This window comes from Variovorax monticola (assembly GCF_051216855.1).
Lineage (GTDB): Bacteria > Pseudomonadota > Gammaproteobacteria > Burkholderiales > Burkholderiaceae_C > Variovorax.
The window spans coordinates 988,410-1,003,563 of the sequence record NZ_JBPJZP010000002.1; the positions used below are offsets into that span (position 1 = coordinate 988,410).

At 67.5% G+C, this 15,154-nt stretch carries 16 protein-coding genes; 13 read left to right on the plus strand and 3 right to left on the minus strand.

The window, feature by feature from the left end; all coding sequences use genetic code 11:
• Positions 1-28 precede the first annotated feature (28 nt).
• Positions 29-1,228: a cation:proton antiporter gene (locus ACSFA5_RS10235; RefSeq protein WP_435443903.1), complete on the minus strand. Its 1,200-nt coding sequence runs from the start codon at positions 1,226-1,228 to the stop codon at positions 29-31.
• A gap of 106 nt (positions 1,229-1,334) precedes the next feature.
• Here ACSFA5_RS10235 and ACSFA5_RS10240 point away from each other — a divergent pair, with 106 nt between their 5' ends.
• The 11 genes from ACSFA5_RS10240 (at position 1,335) to ACSFA5_RS10290 (ending at position 12,148) form a co-directional block, all read left to right on the plus strand.
• Positions 1,335-2,858, plus strand: a complete 1,524-nt coding sequence (locus ACSFA5_RS10240) for a sigma-54 interaction domain-containing protein (RefSeq protein ID WP_435443904.1) — start codon at positions 1,335-1,337, stop codon at positions 2,856-2,858.
• 7 nt (positions 2,859-2,865) lie between these two features.
• Positions 2,866-3,153: a hypothetical protein gene (locus ACSFA5_RS10245; RefSeq protein WP_435443905.1), complete on the plus strand. Its 288-nt coding sequence runs from the start codon at positions 2,866-2,868 to the stop codon at positions 3,151-3,153.
• Between the two features lie 131 nt (positions 3,154-3,284).
• Complete coding sequence (locus ACSFA5_RS10250) at positions 3,285-4,472, plus strand: substrate-binding domain-containing protein (protein ID WP_435443906.1); 1,188 nt, start codon at positions 3,285-3,287, stop codon at positions 4,470-4,472.
• 162 nt (positions 4,473-4,634) lie between these two features.
• Complete coding sequence (locus ACSFA5_RS10255; RefSeq protein WP_435443907.1) at positions 4,635-6,092, plus strand: extracellular catalytic domain type 2 short-chain-length polyhydroxyalkanoate depolymerase; 1,458 nt, start codon at positions 4,635-4,637, stop codon at positions 6,090-6,092.
• A gap of 47 nt (positions 6,093-6,139) precedes the next feature.
• On the plus strand, positions 6,140-6,907 hold the full coding sequence (locus ACSFA5_RS10260) for an ABC transporter ATP-binding protein (RefSeq protein ID WP_435443908.1): 768 nt from the start codon (positions 6,140-6,142) through the stop codon (positions 6,905-6,907).
• Between the two features lie 145 nt (positions 6,908-7,052).
• A complete protein-coding gene (locus ACSFA5_RS10265; protein WP_435443909.1) occupies positions 7,053-7,781 on the plus strand; it encodes an ABC transporter ATP-binding protein in 729 nt (242 codons plus the stop codon).
• Positions 7,782-7,929: 148 nt separating this feature from the next.
• A complete protein-coding gene (locus ACSFA5_RS10270; protein WP_435443910.1) occupies positions 7,930-8,913 on the plus strand; it encodes a branched-chain amino acid ABC transporter permease in 984 nt (327 codons plus the stop codon).
• Between the two features lie 13 nt (positions 8,914-8,926).
• The gene (locus ACSFA5_RS10275) at positions 8,927-9,994 is read left to right on the plus strand and encodes a branched-chain amino acid ABC transporter permease (protein ID WP_435443911.1); all 1,068 of its coding nucleotides are present in this window, start codon (positions 8,927-8,929) and stop codon (positions 9,992-9,994) included.
• A gap of 26 nt (positions 9,995-10,020) precedes the next feature.
• Positions 10,021-10,893 carry an alpha/beta fold hydrolase gene (locus ACSFA5_RS10280; protein ID WP_435444090.1) on the plus strand — a complete coding sequence of 291 codons (873 nt, stop codon included), beginning with the start codon at positions 10,021-10,023 and terminating at the stop codon, positions 10,891-10,893.
• 54 nt (positions 10,894-10,947) lie between these two features.
• Positions 10,948-11,454 carry a DUF1993 domain-containing protein gene (locus ACSFA5_RS10285; protein ID WP_435443912.1) on the plus strand — a complete coding sequence of 169 codons (507 nt, stop codon included), beginning with the start codon at positions 10,948-10,950 and terminating at the stop codon, positions 11,452-11,454.
• Positions 11,455-11,584: 130 nt separating this feature from the next.
• Positions 11,585-12,148, plus strand: coding sequence for a thioredoxin family protein (locus tag ACSFA5_RS10290; protein WP_435444091.1), 564 nt, complete (start codon positions 11,585-11,587; stop codon positions 12,146-12,148).
• 13 nt (positions 12,149-12,161) lie between these two features.
• Here ACSFA5_RS10290 and hemH read toward each other — a convergent pair whose 3' ends face one another.
• The gene (gene hemH, locus ACSFA5_RS10295) at positions 12,162-13,202 is read right to left on the minus strand and encodes a ferrochelatase (protein WP_435443913.1); all 1,041 of its coding nucleotides are present in this window, start codon (positions 13,200-13,202) and stop codon (positions 12,162-12,164) included.
• A 15-nt stretch (positions 13,203-13,217) separates the two neighbouring features.
• On the opposite strand from hemH, the gene ACSFA5_RS10300 reads away from it, so the two are divergent.
• Positions 13,218-13,949, plus strand: coding sequence for an HAD family hydrolase (locus ACSFA5_RS10300; RefSeq protein ID WP_435443914.1), 732 nt, complete (start codon positions 13,218-13,220; stop codon positions 13,947-13,949).
• Between the two features lie 129 nt (positions 13,950-14,078).
• On the opposite strand, the gene ACSFA5_RS10305 is transcribed toward ACSFA5_RS10300, so the two are convergent.
• A complete protein-coding gene (locus ACSFA5_RS10305) occupies positions 14,079-14,384 on the minus strand; it encodes an NIPSNAP family protein (RefSeq protein ID WP_435443915.1) in 306 nt (101 codons plus the stop codon).
• A gap of 119 nt (positions 14,385-14,503) precedes the next feature.
• Here ACSFA5_RS10305 and ACSFA5_RS10310 point away from each other — a divergent pair, with 119 nt between their 5' ends.
• Entirely contained in the window at positions 14,504-15,145 is a 642-nt protein-coding gene (locus ACSFA5_RS10310) for a LysE family translocator (RefSeq protein ID WP_435444092.1), read from the plus strand.
• Positions 15,146-15,154: the final 9 nt, after the last annotated feature.

Here is a 15,154-nt window from a genome sequence, read left to right on the forward strand (position 1 = left end):
GACCTCGGCTCACGGCGCTCGCCCGTGGCTACCTGGTGCGAAAAACAATCTCTTTCATCCGCTGCAGCCGGGGCGCGACAACCGGCACCGTGAGCATGGTGCTGGCCACCGCCATCAGCAGCAGGGCCGTGAACGCCTCGTTGGTGATCAGCGCCTTGTCCAGCAGCACGTTGGCAAAGATGATCATGATCAGCGCCTTGGTCTGCAGCAGCCAGCCAATGAGCGCGCCCTCGCCGGGTTGCCAGCGCAGGATGCGCCCGGCCAGCAGCGTGCCGATGAGCTTGCCGCTCACCGACGCCACCAGCAGCACGGCCGCCGCCACGAACACCGCCGCGCCGCCCACTTGCCAGTTGGTGCGCAGCCCCGTGCTCAGGAAGAACACCGGCATCACCACCAGCAGCACGTTGTGGCGCAGGCCGTCGAGGTGCTTCTGGTCGAACCAGTCGGCGTCCATGACCGCGCCTGCGATGAATGCGCCCACCATGTAGTGCAGCCCGCACCAGTCGGCACCCAGTCCGCAGGCCGCCAGCCACACCAGGCCCAGGTACCAGCGGTCACGTTCCGGAATGCGCACCATCAGCCAGCGAAAGCCCGCGCTCGCCACGGCGAACAGCACCAGGAACGCAAGCTGCCTGCCCACGCGCTCCCAGTCCATCAGGATGAGTGCCAGCACGCCCCAGATCGCGATGTCGTCCAGGCTCGCATAGCGCAATATCCGCTGGCCGATGGGCTGGCGCAGGATCTGCAGCTTCTCCATGAACAGGATGAGGATGGGGAGCGCCGTCACCGCGCACGACATGCCGATGCCCAGCACGAACTGCCAGGTCTGCGCCTTCGCGCCCACCCAGCCGGGAAACGCCAGCATGCCCAGCGCGGCCACGCTGCCGAACAGCAGCGGCACGCCCAGCGCCAGGCCGGCGGTCACGCCGCTTTCGCGCCGGTGTTCCCAGGCCTTGCGCAGGTCGAGCTCGATGCCGGCGATCCACACGAACAGCATCACGGCCCACTGCGCGATGCCGTTGAGCGACTGGATCACCGGCGCGTTGAAGACGAACTTGTAGTACTCCGGGAACACCGCGCCCAGCACGCCGGGCCCGAGCACGATGCCCGTGACGATCTGCACCACCACGAGCGGCGCGAAGTATTCGGTGCGCCCGAGCCGCCACACGAGGTAGGGCGCGGTGAAGATGATCAGCATGGCGATCAGGAAGATCTCGGAGGTGCTCATGAGGGCAGGGCCGTGCGGCCTGAAAGTGAAAGGGGAGCGGAGCGCCGAAGTTTGTCATGAGTGCGTCGCGCGGTGCGCGGCAGGGACGGGCGCTACGATCCCGCCCATGCCAGCCGCTCCCACCGCACCGCCCGCCTTGCCCCTCGACGCCGAGGGCATCCTCGCGCTCGCCGCGCGCTCGATGTTCCATCTGTTCTCCAGCATCAGCCAGGGCATGTTCCTGGTCGACCGCGGCGGGCGCATCGTGTGGGTGAACGAGGGCTACCGGCGCTTCCTGCCGGCGCTGGGCTTCTCGTCCATCGACCAGTTCATGGGGCACAGGGTGGAAGACGTGATTCCCAACACGCAGATGCGGCGCGTGCTCGAAACCGGCGAGCCGATCTTGGTCGACCTGCTGACCAACAAGGCCGGCACCTTCGTCGTCAGCCGCATTCCGCTGCGCGAAGAACGCCAGGGCGGTATGGGCGAGGTGATCGGCGCCATCGGCATCGTGCTGTTCGACCAGCCCGAGACCACGCTGCAGCCGCTCATCAGCAAGTTCGCGCTGCTGCAGCGCGACCTCGACGATGCCCGCCGCGAGCTCGCGAGCCAGCGCAACAACCCGCTCTACCAGCACGCCGCCGACGGCCAGCGCCGCTCGAAGTACACCTTCGCGAGCTTCATCGGCAGCAGCCCCGCGGCGGTCGAGGTCAAGCGCCATGCGCGCCGCGCGGCGCAGTCGACCAGCCCGGTGCTGCTGCTGGGCGAGACCGGCACCGGCAAGGAGCTGCTGGCCCATGCGATCCATGCGTCGTCCGCACGGGCCAAGGGCCTGTTCGTCAGCGTCAACATCGCGGCCGTGCCCGACACCTTGCTCGAAGCCGAGTTCTTCGGCTTCGCGCCAGGTGCCTTCACCGGCGCCGACCGCAGGGGCCGCGAAGGCAAGTTCAAGCTGGCCGACGGCGGCAGCCTGTTCCTCGACGAAATCGGCGACATGCCGCTGGGCCTGCAGGCCAAGCTGCTGCGCGCGCTGCAGGAAGGCGAGATCGAGCCGCTGGGCTCCAACAAGCTCGTGCCCTTCGACGCGCGCGTGATCGCCGCCACCTCGCGCGACCTGCCGGAACTGGTGCGGCGCGGCCAGTTCCGCGAAGACCTGTACTACCGCCTCAACGTGCTGCCGCTGCGCGTGCCGCCGCTGCGCGACCGGCGTGCCGACATTCCCGCGCTGGTCGAGGCACTCGGCGAAGACATGGCGCTGCGCAGCGGCGAGGCCCCGCCCGAGCTCACGCCCGACGCGCTCGCGTTGCTTGCCGGCCAGCACTGGCGCGGCAACATCCGCGAGCTGCGCAACGTGCTGGAGCAGGTGACCATGCGCAGCGACTCGCAGCGCATCGACGCCGTTCAGCTGGAGCGCATCCTGCGCGAGGCGGGGCTGGAGCAGATCGAGCTGCCCGCCGTGTTGCAGAACGCGCACGACGCCGACGCAGAAGCCGCGCTGCTGCGCCCGCTCGCGCAGCAGGTGGTCGAGCTGGAGCGCAAGGCGATTGCGGCGGCGCTGGCATCGACGGGCGGCAACAAGCTGGCGACGGCGCGGTTGCTGGGCATTTCGCGCGCGACGCTGTACGAGCGCATGACGAGCCAGGAGAACTGAGGAGCCCATGAGCATCCAAGCCTTGCGCTCCACATTCGGCCCCCACTGCCACTGGTGCGGCCTGCCCATGGCCTTCGACGAGCCGCACGGCCGGCCCGAGTCGGCGACCATCGAGCATCTGATCGACGCGACGCTCGGCGGCGTGCGGTCGCAAAAGCACCGCCGCCTGGCCCACGCCGCCTGCAACCACGCGCGCAACGAGTTCCGCATGCAGGCCGAGCGGCAATTCAAGCAGTGGATAGACGAGCGCCAAGCCTCAGCGAAAACCCTGACTGATAAAAAGACAGTTGACTGAAATTCAGACACGACAAGTGTTCTGATTTCAATCGAACCCGCGTTTCCCGAATGGAGAAACGTTTGTTATCAATGGCTTAGCGCGTGGCACGATGTGTGCAATATTCAGTCACCTTAATCAGGAGACAAAGAATGAACCGTCGCCACCTCGTCGCCCTGGCCGCACTCGCCGCCTGCGCAGCCGCCGCGCCCGCCTGGGCCCAGTCCAACGACATCCGCATCGCCCACATCTACAGCAAGACCGGCGCGCTGGAGGCCTACGGCAAGCAGACCCAGACCGGTTTCATGATGGGCCTGGACTACGCCACCGGCGGCACCATGGCCATCAACGGCAAGAAGATCGTCGTCATCGAGAAGGACGACCAGGGCAAGCCCGACCTCGGCAAGTCGCTGCTGGCGGCCGCCTACTCGGACGACAAGGTCGCGCTGGCCGTCGGCCCGACCGCTTCGGGCGTGGCGCTGGCCATGCTGCCGGTGGCCGAGGAATACAAGAAGATCCTGCTGGTCGAGCCCGCCGTGGCCGACTCGATCACCGGCGACAAGTGGAACAAGTACATCTTTCGCACCGGTCGCAATTCGAGCCAGGACGCCATCTCCAACGCAGTGGCGGTCGACAAGGCCGGCGTTACCGTGGCCACGCTGGCGCAGGACAACGCATTCGGGCGCGACGGCGTGAAGGCCTTCGGTTCCGCGCTGAAGAAAGCCAAGCTGGTTCACGAGGAATACCTGCCGCCCGCCACCACCGACTTCACCGCCGGCGCGCAGCGCCTGATCGACAAGCTCAAAGACCAGCCGGGCCGCAAGATCATCTGGATCGTGTGGGCCGGCGCGGGCAACCCGTTCAAGATCGTCGACCTCGACCTGAAGCGCTACGGCATCGAGATCGCCACCGGCGGCAACATCCTGCCGGCCATGGCGGCCTACAAGAGCCTGCCGGGCATGGAAGGCGCGGCTTACTACTACTTCGGCCTGCCGAAGAACCCGGTGAACGACGCGATGGTGTCGGCGCACTACAAGGAATTCAAGACGCCGCCCGACTTCTTCACGGCCGGCGGCTTCTCGGCCGCGATGGCCGTGGTGACGGCGCTGAAGAAGACCAACGGCGACACCAACACCAACAAGCTGATCAGCACCATGGAAGGCATGAGCTTCGACACGCCCAAGGGAAAGATGACCTTCCGCAAGGAAGACCACCAGGCGATGCAGTCGATGTACCACTTCAAGATCAAGGTCGACCCGGCGTTCGCCTGGGGCGTGCCGGAGCTGGTGCACGAGATCAAGCCCGAAGAGATGGACATCCCCATCAAGAACAAGCGCTGATCCCGGCGCCTTCCGTCACCTGAGCCGCGGCGCACTTCGCGCCACTCCCTTTTTTCGCCCCGGATGGCCGCCGGGCGGAGCGCCTGCGTTCGCGCAGGGTGCGTTTCCACGGCCGATTCGTCAGCAAGCAAGCGTTCGACAACCTAAGAACAGGAGACAGCGATGCCCGCGATGAGATTCAACTGGAAGGGGATGGCCGCAGCCGCGGCCTTGGCAATGGCCACGCATGCCGCGACGGCGGCAGTGCCGCTGCCGGCGCTGGGCGCCAACCCGGCGGAGGTGAGCGTGTCCGGCCTGTCGGCCGGCGGCTTCATGTCGGTGCAGCTGCATGTGGCCTATTCGGCCACCTTCAAGCGCGGCGCCGGCGTGGTGGCCGGCGGGCCGTACTACTGCGCCGAGGGCTCGGTGCTCAACGCCACCGGGCGCTGCATGACGCACAGCACCAGCATTCCGGTGGCCTCGCTCGTGAGCACCACCAACAGCTGGGCCGCCAGCGGCACGGTCGATCCGGTGTCGAACATGAGCGGCTCCAGGGTGTACCTGTTCTCCGGCACCTCCGACAACACCGTGAAGCAGCCGGTGATGGACGACCTGAAGACCTACTACCAGAGCTTCGTGCCCGCGGCCAACGTCGTCTACAAGAACAACGTCGGCGCCGGCCACGCGATGGTCACCGACGACTACGGCGGCGCGTGCAGCACCACCGCCGCGCCCTACATCGACAACTGCGGTTTCGACCTCGCGGGCGAGATCCTCACGCAGCTGTACGGGCCGCTGAACCCGCGCAACAACGGCACGCTCGGCGGCACCTTCACCGAGTTCAACCAGTCGGAATTCATCACCGGCCACGGCATGGCCGCCACCGGCTGGCTCTATGTGCCGCAGGCCTGCACCACCACGTCGTGCCGCGTGCACCTGGTGCTGCACGGCTGCAAGCAGAACTACACCGACGTGAGCGACCAGTACGTCAAGAAGACCGGCTACAACCGCTGGGCCGACACCAACAACATCGTGCTGCTCTACCCGCAGACCAGCACCGCGGCCACCAACAGCTGCTGGGACTGGTGGGGCTACGACAACGCCAACTACGCGAAGAAGTCGGGCCCGCAGATGGCGGCGATGAAGGCCATGATCGACCGCGTCACCGGCACCGCGGGCGGCAGCGGCCTGCCGGCGCCGGTGGGCGTGGGCACCTCGGGTGCGACCGCCAGCAGCATGGTGATCGGCTGGGCCGGCGTGGCCGGCGCGAGTGGCTACAACGTGTACCGCGGCGGCAGCAAGGTCAACGCGGCGCCGGTGGCAGCCACCAGCTACACCGACACCGGCCTGGCCGCGTCGACCACCTACAGCTGGACCGTGGCGGCCCTGAACGCGAGCAACGTGGAAGGCGCGATGTCGGGCGCGGCCACGGGCGCCACCACCGCAGGCAGCGGTGGCGGTGGTGGGGGCACCTGCTACACCGCGAGCAACTACACCCACACCATCGCCGGGCGCGCCTACGCGCTGTACGGGCTGACCTATGCCTACGGTTCGAACCAGTCGATGGGGCTGTGGAACATCTACGCCACCACCACGCTGAAGCAGACCGGCCCCGGCTACTACGTGATCGGCAGCTGTTGAGGCCGCTCATTCGCACTTTTCCGACTTTTGATCTGCAATGACCAACGATGCTTGAGACCCGAGAACTGACCATCCGCTTCGGTGGGCACGTGGCCGTCAACAACGTGAGCTGCGCCTTCGCGCCGGGCACGCTGACGGCCATCGTCGGCCCCAACGGGGCGGGCAAGACCACCTACTTCAACCTGATCTCGGGCCAGCTCAAGGCGAGCGCCGGCACGGTGACGCTCGACGGGCAACTGCTGTCGGGCCTGTCGCCTTCGGTGCGCACGCACGCGGGGCTGGGGCGGGCCTTTCAGCTCACCAACCTGTTCCCCAACCTCACGGTGCTGGAGAACGTGCGCCTGGCGGTGCAGGCCACGCGCGAGGGTGCGCACCGGCGCGGCCTGAACCTGTGGAGCATCTGGAGCGACCACAAGGCGCTGACCGAGCGCGCCGACCAGATCCTGGCCGACGTGGCGCTCAAATCACGTGAACACGCCACCGTGGCCAGCCTGCCGCACGGCGACCAGCGCAAGCTGGAAGTGGCACTGCTGATGGCGCTGGAGGCCAAGGTCTTCATGTTCGACGAACCCACGGCCGGCATGAACGCGGCCGAGGCGCCGGTCATCCTGGACCTGATCCGCAAGCTCAAGCAGGACAAGACCAAGACCATCCTGTTGGTCGAACACAAGATGGACGTGGTGCGCGAGCTCGCGGACCGCATCATCGTGCTGCACAACGGCACGCTGGTGGCGGACGGCGAGCCGGCCGAGGTGATTGCGTCGCCGGTGGTGCAAGAGGCTTACCTCGGTGTTGCGAAGGAGGCCGCTGCATGAAGTGCGTGACGATGAATTTGAATTTCTCCCTCCCCCGCCGGGGGAGGGCAGGGGTGGGGGCTCGCGGCCTCCACCCCACTGCGGCCTTGCCAGCGCCGCTTGCCCCCATCCCAACCTTCCCCCGGAAGGGGAAGGAGCAAGACAGATGACCAACTCGAACCTCCTGACCCTCGAAGGCGTGCACACGCACATCGGGGCGTACCACATCCTGCACGGCGTCGACCTCGCCGTGCCGCGCGGCCAGCTCACCATGCTGCTGGGCCGCAACGGCGCAGGCAAGACGACCACGCTGCGGACCATCATGGGCCTGTGGCATGCGTCGCAGGGCAGGGTGCGCTTCGGCGACAAGGAAATCACCGCGCAGCAAACGCCGCAGATCGCGGGCCTGGGCATTGCCTACGTGCCCGAGAACATGGGCATCTTCTCCGACCTCACGGTGAAGGAGAACATGCTGCTCGCCGCGCGCGGCGCGAAGAACGCCGCGCAGATCGACGACACGCGCCTGAAGTGGATCTTCAAGCTCTTCCCCGCGGTGGAGAAGTTCTGGAACCACCCGGCCGGCAAGCTCTCGGGCGGGCAGAAGCAGATGCTGGCCGTGTCGCGCGCCATCGTGGAGCCGCGCGAGCTGCTCATCATCGACGAGCCCAGCAAGGGGCTGGCGCCCGTGATGATCAACAACATGATCGACGCGTTCGCGGAGCTCAAGCGCAGCGGGGTAACCATCCTGCTGGTCGAACAGAACATCAATTTCGCGCAGCGCCTGGGCGACAACGTGGCAGTGATGGACAACGGGCGGGTGGTGCATGCCGGCTCGATGGCGGCGTTTTCTGCGGATGCGCAGTTGCAGCAATCTCTTTTGGGTCTCGCGCTATGAAGTCTTCGACGTATTTCTCCCTCCCCCTCTGGGGGAGGGTCGGGGTGGGGGCTCGCGGCCTTCGATACAGCGCGGCCTTGCAAGGGCCGTCAGCCCCCATCCCAGCCTTCCCCCAGAGGGGGAAGGAGCAAGAAAAGGTAGCGCCGCAATGAAAGCACTCGACCTCGACTGGAAGCCCCTGCTTCTGGCCCCCGTGCTCGCGCTCATCGCGCTCCCTCTCACCGGTTCCTTCTCCACCTGGCTCACCCTCACTGTCGCGGGCCTGGCGATGGGCATGATCATCTTCATCATCGCCTCGGGCCTCACGCTGGTGTTCGGACTGATGGACGTGCTGAACTTCGGCCACGGCGTGTTCATCGCGCTGGGCGCCTTCGTGGCGAGCAGCGTGCTCGGCCTGATGGGCGACTGGACCGGCTCGGGCGAGCTGTGGCGCAACCTCGTCGCCGTGTTCCCCGCGATGCTGGTGGCGATGCTCGTGGCCGGTGCGGTCGGCCTCGCGTTCGAGCGCTTCATCGTGCGGCCCGTGTACGGCCAGCACCTGAAGCAGATCCTCATCACCATGGGCGGCATGATCATCGGCGAGGAGCTCATCAAGGTGATCTGGGGCCCGGCGCAGGTGCCGCTGCCCTTGCCCGAAGCGCTGCGCGGCTCGTTGCTGATCGGCGATGCGGCCATCAGCAAGTACCGCCTGCTCGCGGTGGCCGTCGGCGTGGTGGTGTTCGGCGTGCTCGCCTGGACGCTGGGGCGCACCAAGATCGGCCTGCTCATTCGCGCCGGCGTGCAGGACCGCGAGATGGTCGAGTCGCTGGGCTACCGCATCGGGCGCTTGTTCGTCGGCGTGTTCGTGGTGGGCAGCGCGCTGGCCGGCCTGGGCGGGGTGATGTGGGGGCTGTTCCAGCAGAACCTGGTGCCGCAGATGGGCGCGCAGGTCAACGTGCTGATCTTCATCGTCATCATCATCGGCGGGCTGGGCTCGACGGGCGGGGCGCTGATCGGCGCGCTGCTGGTGGGGCTGATGACCAACTACATCGGCTTTTTGCTGCCGACGGTCACGCAGTTCGCGAGCATCTTCCTGATGGTCGCCGTGCTGCTGTGGCGCCCGCAGGGCGTGTACCCCGTGGCCAACCGCTGAGGAGAAAGCCGTCATGTTCCTGAAACGACTTCTCTCCAACGACATGCCGAAGAGCCGCCTGCTGGCGCTGCTGCTGGTGGTGCTGTTCATCGCGCTGGCGTTCGCGCCGTTCATCTTCCCGGGCGTGAAGGCGCTCAGCGTCGCGGCCAAGATATTGGTGTTCGTGGTGCTGGTGGCCAGCTTCGACCTGCTGCTGGGCTACACCGGCATCGTGAGCTTCGCGCACACGATGTTCTTCGGCATCGGCGCTTACGGCATCGCCATTTCGGCGTCGCGGCTGGGGCCCAACTGGGGCGCGGTGGCGGTGGGGCTGGGCGCGTCGCTGGCGGTCTCGCTGGTGCTCTCGTTCGCCATCGGGCTGTTCTCGCTGCGGGTGCGCGCGATCTTCTTCGCGATGATCACGCTGGCCGTGGCCTCGGCGTTCCAGACGCTGGCCTCGCAGCTGTCGGACTTCACCGGCGGCGAAGACGGCCTGACCTTCAAGATGCCCGAGCTGATCTCGCCGAGCTTCGAGTTCTCGGAAGACCCCTTCCTGGGCGTGTCGCTCGACGGCCGGCTGCTGTGCTACTACCTGCTGTTCGTGGCGGCCGTGGTGCTGGTGCTCGCGCTGCTGCGCATCGTGAACTCGCCGTTCGGGCGCGTGCTGCAGGCCATTCGCGAGAACGAGTTTCGCGCCGAGGCCATCGGTTACCGCGTGGTGGTGTACCGCACCACGGCGGCCGTGCTGTCGGCCCTGTTCGCCACGCTGGCCGGCGCCATGCTGGCCATCTGGCTGCGCTACAACGGCCCCGACACCTCGCTGAGCTTCGAGATCATGATCGACGTGCTGCTGATCGTGGTGATCGGCGGCATGGGCACCATCTACGGCGCGGCCATCGGCGCGGTGCTGTTCGTCATTGCGCAGAGCTACCTGCAAGACTTGCTGCGCCTGGGCAGCGAGGCCGCGAGCGGCCTGCCATGGCTGGCAGCGCTGCTGTCGCCCGACCGCTGGCTGCTGTGGCTGGGCGTGCTGTTCGTGCTGTCCGTCTACTACTTCCCGACCGGCATCGTCGGCAAACTCCGTGCAAGGGCTGCGCGATGAGCGACTACCTCATTCCCTCTTCGCTCATGCAGCCCACGTCGCACTACGCGCAGCTGGTGGGCCGCGAGATCCATTGGCTCGAATGGGGCGCGGCCGACGCCCCGGTGGTCATCGCCTGGCACGGCCTGGCGCGCACCGGCCGCGACATGGACGAACTGGCGCAGCACTTCGCCACGCGCGGCTTTCGCGTGATCTGCCCCGACACCCTCGGGCGGGGGCTCAGCCAGTGGAGCCCGCTGCCTGACGATGAATACACCCTCGCGTTCTATGCGCGCATCGCCAATGCGCTGTGCGACGAACTGCACCTGGCGCGCGTGCACTGGGTCGGCACTTCGATGGGCGGCGCCATCGGTACCGTGTGCGCCTCGGGCCTGTTCGAGCCGCGCATGAAGGCGCGCATCGCGAGCCTGGTGCTCAACGACAACGCGCCCGAACTCGCGCAGGCCGCCATCGAGCGCATCCGCGCCTATGCGGGCCAGCCGCCCGCGTTCGACACGGTGGCCGAGCTGGAGGCGTTCTTTCGCACGGTCTACAAGCCCTACGGCTGGCTGAGCGATGCGCAATGGCGCCGCCTGACCGAAAGCTCCACGCGCCGCCTGGCCGACGGCCGCGTCACGCCGCACTACGACCCGGCCATGGTCCGCCAGTTCAGCGCGCACGACAACGACTACCTGATCTGGCCGCACTACGACGCCATCGAGGTGCCGGTGCTGTGCCTGCGCGGTGCCGAGTCCGACCTGGTGCTGCCCGCGGTGGTCGAACAGATGCGCCTGCGCGGCCCCGGTGCCGCGGGCAGGCTGCAGGTCGTCGAAGTGCCTGCCTGCGGTCATGCGCCCGCGCTGAACGTGCCGGAACAACTGGCGCCGATCGAAGGGTTTATCCGGGCGGCGGGCGCCTGAGGCGCGGCGGCAGCACAATCGCCGCCGATCACAACCACAAGGCCCTCGACTCCCATGGCACTCTCGATGTACGACCTGTCCGTGCCCGTTTTCACCCGCGGACTCGGACAACTCACCCACCTGCTCGACAAGAGCCTGGCGCACGCCACAGCCAACGGCATCGACCCGGCCACACTGGTCGAGGCACGCCTGGCGCCCGACATGCTCACGCTGGCGGGGCAGGTTCAGCGCGCGAGCGACGCCTCCAAGCTCGGCGTGGCCCGCATTGCCGGCATCACCGCGCCCAGCTTCCCCGACGAGGAAAAAACCTGGGACGACCTGCTGGCGCGCATCGCGAAGACGCAAGCCTTCCTGGCGTCGGTGGAGCGCGCGCAGCTCGACGGGCAGGAAGCGCACGACGTGGTCATCAAGGCCGGTGGCGGCGAGGCGCATTTCACTGCGCAGCGCTACCTGCTGCAGTTCGCGCTGCCTAATTTCTTCTTCCACGTGACGACGGCCTACGACGTGCTGCGTCACAAGGGCATGCCCGTCGGCAAGCTGGACTACCTGGGCAAGTTCTGAAGCGCCGGTGCCTTCACGGCGCCGTGACAGACTTCAAATTGCCGTGACACCTGCGCACGCCCGGCGCGCGCCGCAAACAATCGCGCCTGACCGCTGTCGGTCTGACACGAACGAGGTTGCGATCATGAAGATGTTGTCCAGAAGGGCGTTCTCGGGGCTCGCCGCCGGGTCGTCGGCACTCGTCGCGGCGGCGGGTGGCGGCTGGCCGGTGCGCAGTGCATTCGCCGCGTCACCGGGCCTGCGTGACTACGGCAAGGCGGCTGAATTCGCGGGCATCGACAAGTGGCTCAACTCGGGCCCGCTCACGATGCAGGGCCTGGCGGGCCAGGTGGTGCTGGTCGATTTCTGGACCTACACCTGCATCAACTGCATTCGCACGCTGCCGCACGTGGCGCGCTGGTACGAGACCTACAAGGACCGCGGCTTCACCGTGGTGGGCGTGCATTCGCCCGAGTTCGCCTATGAAAAGCTCACGCGCAACGTGCAGGACGCCATCGAGCGCTTCCACATCCGCTACCCGGTGGCGCAGGACAACGGCTTTGCGACCTGGAAGGCCTACGACAACCAGTACTGGCCGGCGTTCTACCTCGTCGACAGCAAGGGGCAGGTGATGCGCCAGCACTTCGGCGAAGGGGAGTACGCCGAGATGGAGGCCGCGATCGAGGCGTTGCTGGCGCGCAAGGCTGCGGGCTGAGCGCGCAGGCTGTCTATCGCTGCACTGCCTGCACCGCTTGCGTGGGCCAGCCTGCCAGGTTGCGTTCGGCGATGTCCGCCAGCGCGGTGATCCATGCCGGGCTGTCGTTCATGCAGGGGATGTAGCTGAAGGCCTGGCCGCCGGCGTGCATGAAGGCCTCGCGGCCTTCCATGGCAATTTCTTCCAGCGTCTCGAGGCAGTCGGCCGGGAAGCCGGGGCACACCACGTCGACGCGCTTCACGCCCGAAGCGCCGAGCTCGCGCAGCGTGGGCTCGGTGTAGGGCTCCAGCCACTTGGCGCGGCCGAAGCGCGACTGGAAGGTCACGCGGTACTGCGCCGGCGAAAGACCCAGCCGCGCCACCAGCAGGCGCGCGGTTTCCAGGCACTGCGACTGGTACGGGTCGCCCCGCGCGATGTTGCGCGCGGGAATGCCGTGGAAGCTCATCAGCAGCACCTCGCCGCGGCCTTCGGTCTTCCAGTGCCGCTCGATGCCCTGGGCCAGCGCGTCGATGTAGCCGGGGTCGTCGTGGAACTCGTTGACGAAGCGCAGTTCGGGCAGGCGGCGCTGCTTGCGGGTCCAGTCGTTCACCGCGTCGATCACGCTGGCCGTGGTGGTGGCCGAGTACTGCGGGTAGGCCTGCAGCACCAGCACGCGCGTGACGCCTTCGGCCTGCAGCGCGTCCAGCCGAGCGGCGATCGACGGGTTGGCGTAGCGCATGGCGTCGCGCACCGTCACGCGGTGGCCGCGTTCGCCGAGCCAGCCCGCGAGCAGCGTGGCCTGCTTCTGCGTGAACACCTTGAGCGGCGAGCCTTCGGGCGTCCAGATGCTGGCGTACTTGGCGGCCGACTTGGCCGGCCGCACGCGCAGGATGATGCCGTGCAATATCAGCGCCCAGAGGGCCCTGGGAATCTCGACCACGCGCGGGTCGCCCAGAAAGTCCGCCAGGTAGGGGCGCACGGCGGCGGCGGTGGGGGCGTCGGGCGAACCCAGGTTGCACCAGAGCACGGCGGTGCGCGGGTTGCTCGACGGAGCGGTCTCGTTGGTTGGAGGCATGCGATATTCTCGGCCATGAACTCCGCTCCCTCGGCACCGTCGGGCTTTGTGCCCCTCGATGTGAAACGCATCAGCGCGATCTCGCTGGACCTCGACGACACCCTCTGGCCCATTTGGCCGACCATCGAACGCGCCGAAGGCGTGCTGCAAGCGTGGCTGCTGCGCGAAGCACCCAGGACCGCTACGCTGCTGCTGACCCCGGGCATCCTGCGCGAGCTGCGCGAGGCCACCGCCAAGGAGCGCTCCGACCTGGCGCACGACCTGAGCGCGCTGCGCCGCGAGTCGATACGCACCGCGCTCAAGCGCGCGGGCGAGGACCCTGCGCTGGCCGACCCGGCCTTCGACGCCTTCTTCGCGGAGCGCCAGCGCGTGACCCTGTACGACGACGCGCTGCCGGCGCTGAAGTGGCTCAGCGAGCGCTATCCGCTGGTGGCGGTGTCCAACGGCAATGCCGACATCCACAAGACCGGCGTGGGCCGGTGGTTTCGCACCGCCTTCAATGCACGCGCCTTCGGCAGCGGCAAGCCGCATGCGCCGATCTTCCGCGCCGCGGCGGCCTCGGTCGGCCTGCTGCCCAGGGACGTGCTGCACGTGGGCGACGACGCGGAGCTCGACGTGGTCGGCGCGCTCAACGCCGGCATGCAGACCGCTTGGCTGGTGCGCGACGAGCGGCCTTGGACGCACGACGCGCGGCCGCAGCTGATCGTGCCCAACCTGCACGCGCTGTGCGTGGCGCTGGGCGCATGAACAGTCTGTAGCTCCGGCAAGGAGCGCGGCTCATTCCAGGAACACCGCGGAACCGGCTTTGCCGGGCCGCCGGTGTTGCCCCCTGCAAGGGGGTTGGCGAAGCGACACGAAGTGCGCGAAGCCTGGGGGTTAGCCAAATACCGGGCGGAAGAAGCTGCGTTCGTAGCTCACGATGCAGCGGGTTTCCTCGGCGTACCTGAAGGCGGCCTGGCAGTCCGCGTCCTGCATCGAGTCGGCGCGGTACTTCTCGTAGGCTGCCAGGCTCGGAAAAGTGAACATCGCCAGCGCGACGTTGTTGACGCCTTCCGACGGCAGGAAGTAGCCGTGGTGCTGGCCGCCGAACTTCTCGACCAGCGGAATCCAGAGCTTGCCGTAGTGCTCGAATTCCTTGAGCTTGTAGGCGTCGACGATGTAGCGCAGGTAGCAGGTGACCATGGGGTGTTTCGGCTGGGGGGTTATTGAGACGGGTGGCTGCGGCGATCCGCGGGCCTGACTATAGTTTCAGCCCGATCCATTTCACGGTGACGCGACGCTGCGGCGCGCAGGAAACCCAAGTGCACTTCTCCAACTGGCTCCTCTTCTGCGGCGTGACCTTGCTCGTCGCCTTCACCCCCGGCCCCGCGGTGCTGCTCGCCGTATCGAACTCGATGTCCGTGGGCCCGCGCCGCGCCATGATCAGTTCGCTGGGCAATGCGATGGGGCTGTTCATGGTGTCCGCTGCCGCCATGGCCGGGTTGGGCGTGGTGCTCTCGACCTCGGCCCATGCCTTCATGGTGCTGAAGGTGGCCGGCGCTGCTTACCTGATCTACCTGGGCATCAAGCAATGGCGCAGCCAGGGCAGCGTGTTCGCCGACCTGCAGGGCTCGCCGACCTCGGGCTCGCCGCGCTCGAGCTGGCGGCTGTTCGGGCATGGCCTGACGGTGGCGCTGACCAACCCCAAGGGCATTCTTTTCTTCTCGGCGCTGTTCCCGCAGTTCCTGACGCAGGACGCGCCGCTGGCCATGCAGTTCGCCGTGCTGACGGCCACCTTCGCCGCGGCTTCGGTGCTGTCGCACGCGTTCTACGTGCTGCTGGCGCGCCTGCTGCGCAAGCAGCTGTCGGACCCGCGCCGCACCCGGCTCTTCAACAAGGTGTCGGGCGGTGCGTTCGTGCTGCTGGGACTGAGCCTGCTGCGCCTGCGCAACAAGACGGCCTGAGCGCTTTTT

Coding starts and splice junctions, on each gene's coding strand:
- ACSFA5_RS10235 (WP_435443903.1), bottom strand. CDS start 1,228: ATGAGCACCTCCGAGATCTTCCTGATCGCCATGCTGATCATCTTCACC.
- ACSFA5_RS10240 (WP_435443904.1), top strand. CDS start 1,335: ATGCCAGCCGCTCCCACCGCACCGCCCGCCTTGCCCCTCGACGCCGAG.
- ACSFA5_RS10245 (WP_435443905.1), top strand. CDS start 2,866: ATGAGCATCCAAGCCTTGCGCTCCACATTCGGCCCCCACTGCCACTGG.
- ACSFA5_RS10250 (WP_435443906.1), top strand. CDS start 3,285: ATGAACCGTCGCCACCTCGTCGCCCTGGCCGCACTCGCCGCCTGCGCA.
- ACSFA5_RS10255 (WP_435443907.1), top strand. CDS start 4,635: ATGCCCGCGATGAGATTCAACTGGAAGGGGATGGCCGCAGCCGCGGCC.
- ACSFA5_RS10260 (WP_435443908.1), top strand. CDS start 6,140: ATGCTTGAGACCCGAGAACTGACCATCCGCTTCGGTGGGCACGTGGCC.
- ACSFA5_RS10265 (WP_435443909.1), top strand. CDS start 7,053: ATGACCAACTCGAACCTCCTGACCCTCGAAGGCGTGCACACGCACATC.
- ACSFA5_RS10270 (WP_435443910.1), top strand. CDS start 7,930: ATGAAAGCACTCGACCTCGACTGGAAGCCCCTGCTTCTGGCCCCCGTG.
- ACSFA5_RS10275 (WP_435443911.1), top strand. CDS start 8,927: ATGTTCCTGAAACGACTTCTCTCCAACGACATGCCGAAGAGCCGCCTG.
- ACSFA5_RS10280 (WP_435444090.1), top strand. CDS start 10,021: ATGCAGCCCACGTCGCACTACGCGCAGCTGGTGGGCCGCGAGATCCAT.
- ACSFA5_RS10285 (WP_435443912.1), top strand. CDS start 10,948: ATGGCACTCTCGATGTACGACCTGTCCGTGCCCGTTTTCACCCGCGGA.
- ACSFA5_RS10290 (WP_435444091.1), top strand. CDS start 11,585: ATGTTGTCCAGAAGGGCGTTCTCGGGGCTCGCCGCCGGGTCGTCGGCA.
- hemH (WP_435443913.1), bottom strand. CDS start 13,202: ATGCCTCCAACCAACGAGACCGCTCCGTCGAGCAACCCGCGCACCGCC.
- ACSFA5_RS10300 (WP_435443914.1), top strand. CDS start 13,218: ATGAACTCCGCTCCCTCGGCACCGTCGGGCTTTGTGCCCCTCGATGTG.
- ACSFA5_RS10305 (WP_435443915.1), bottom strand. CDS start 14,384: ATGGTCACCTGCTACCTGCGCTACATCGTCGACGCCTACAAGCTCAAG.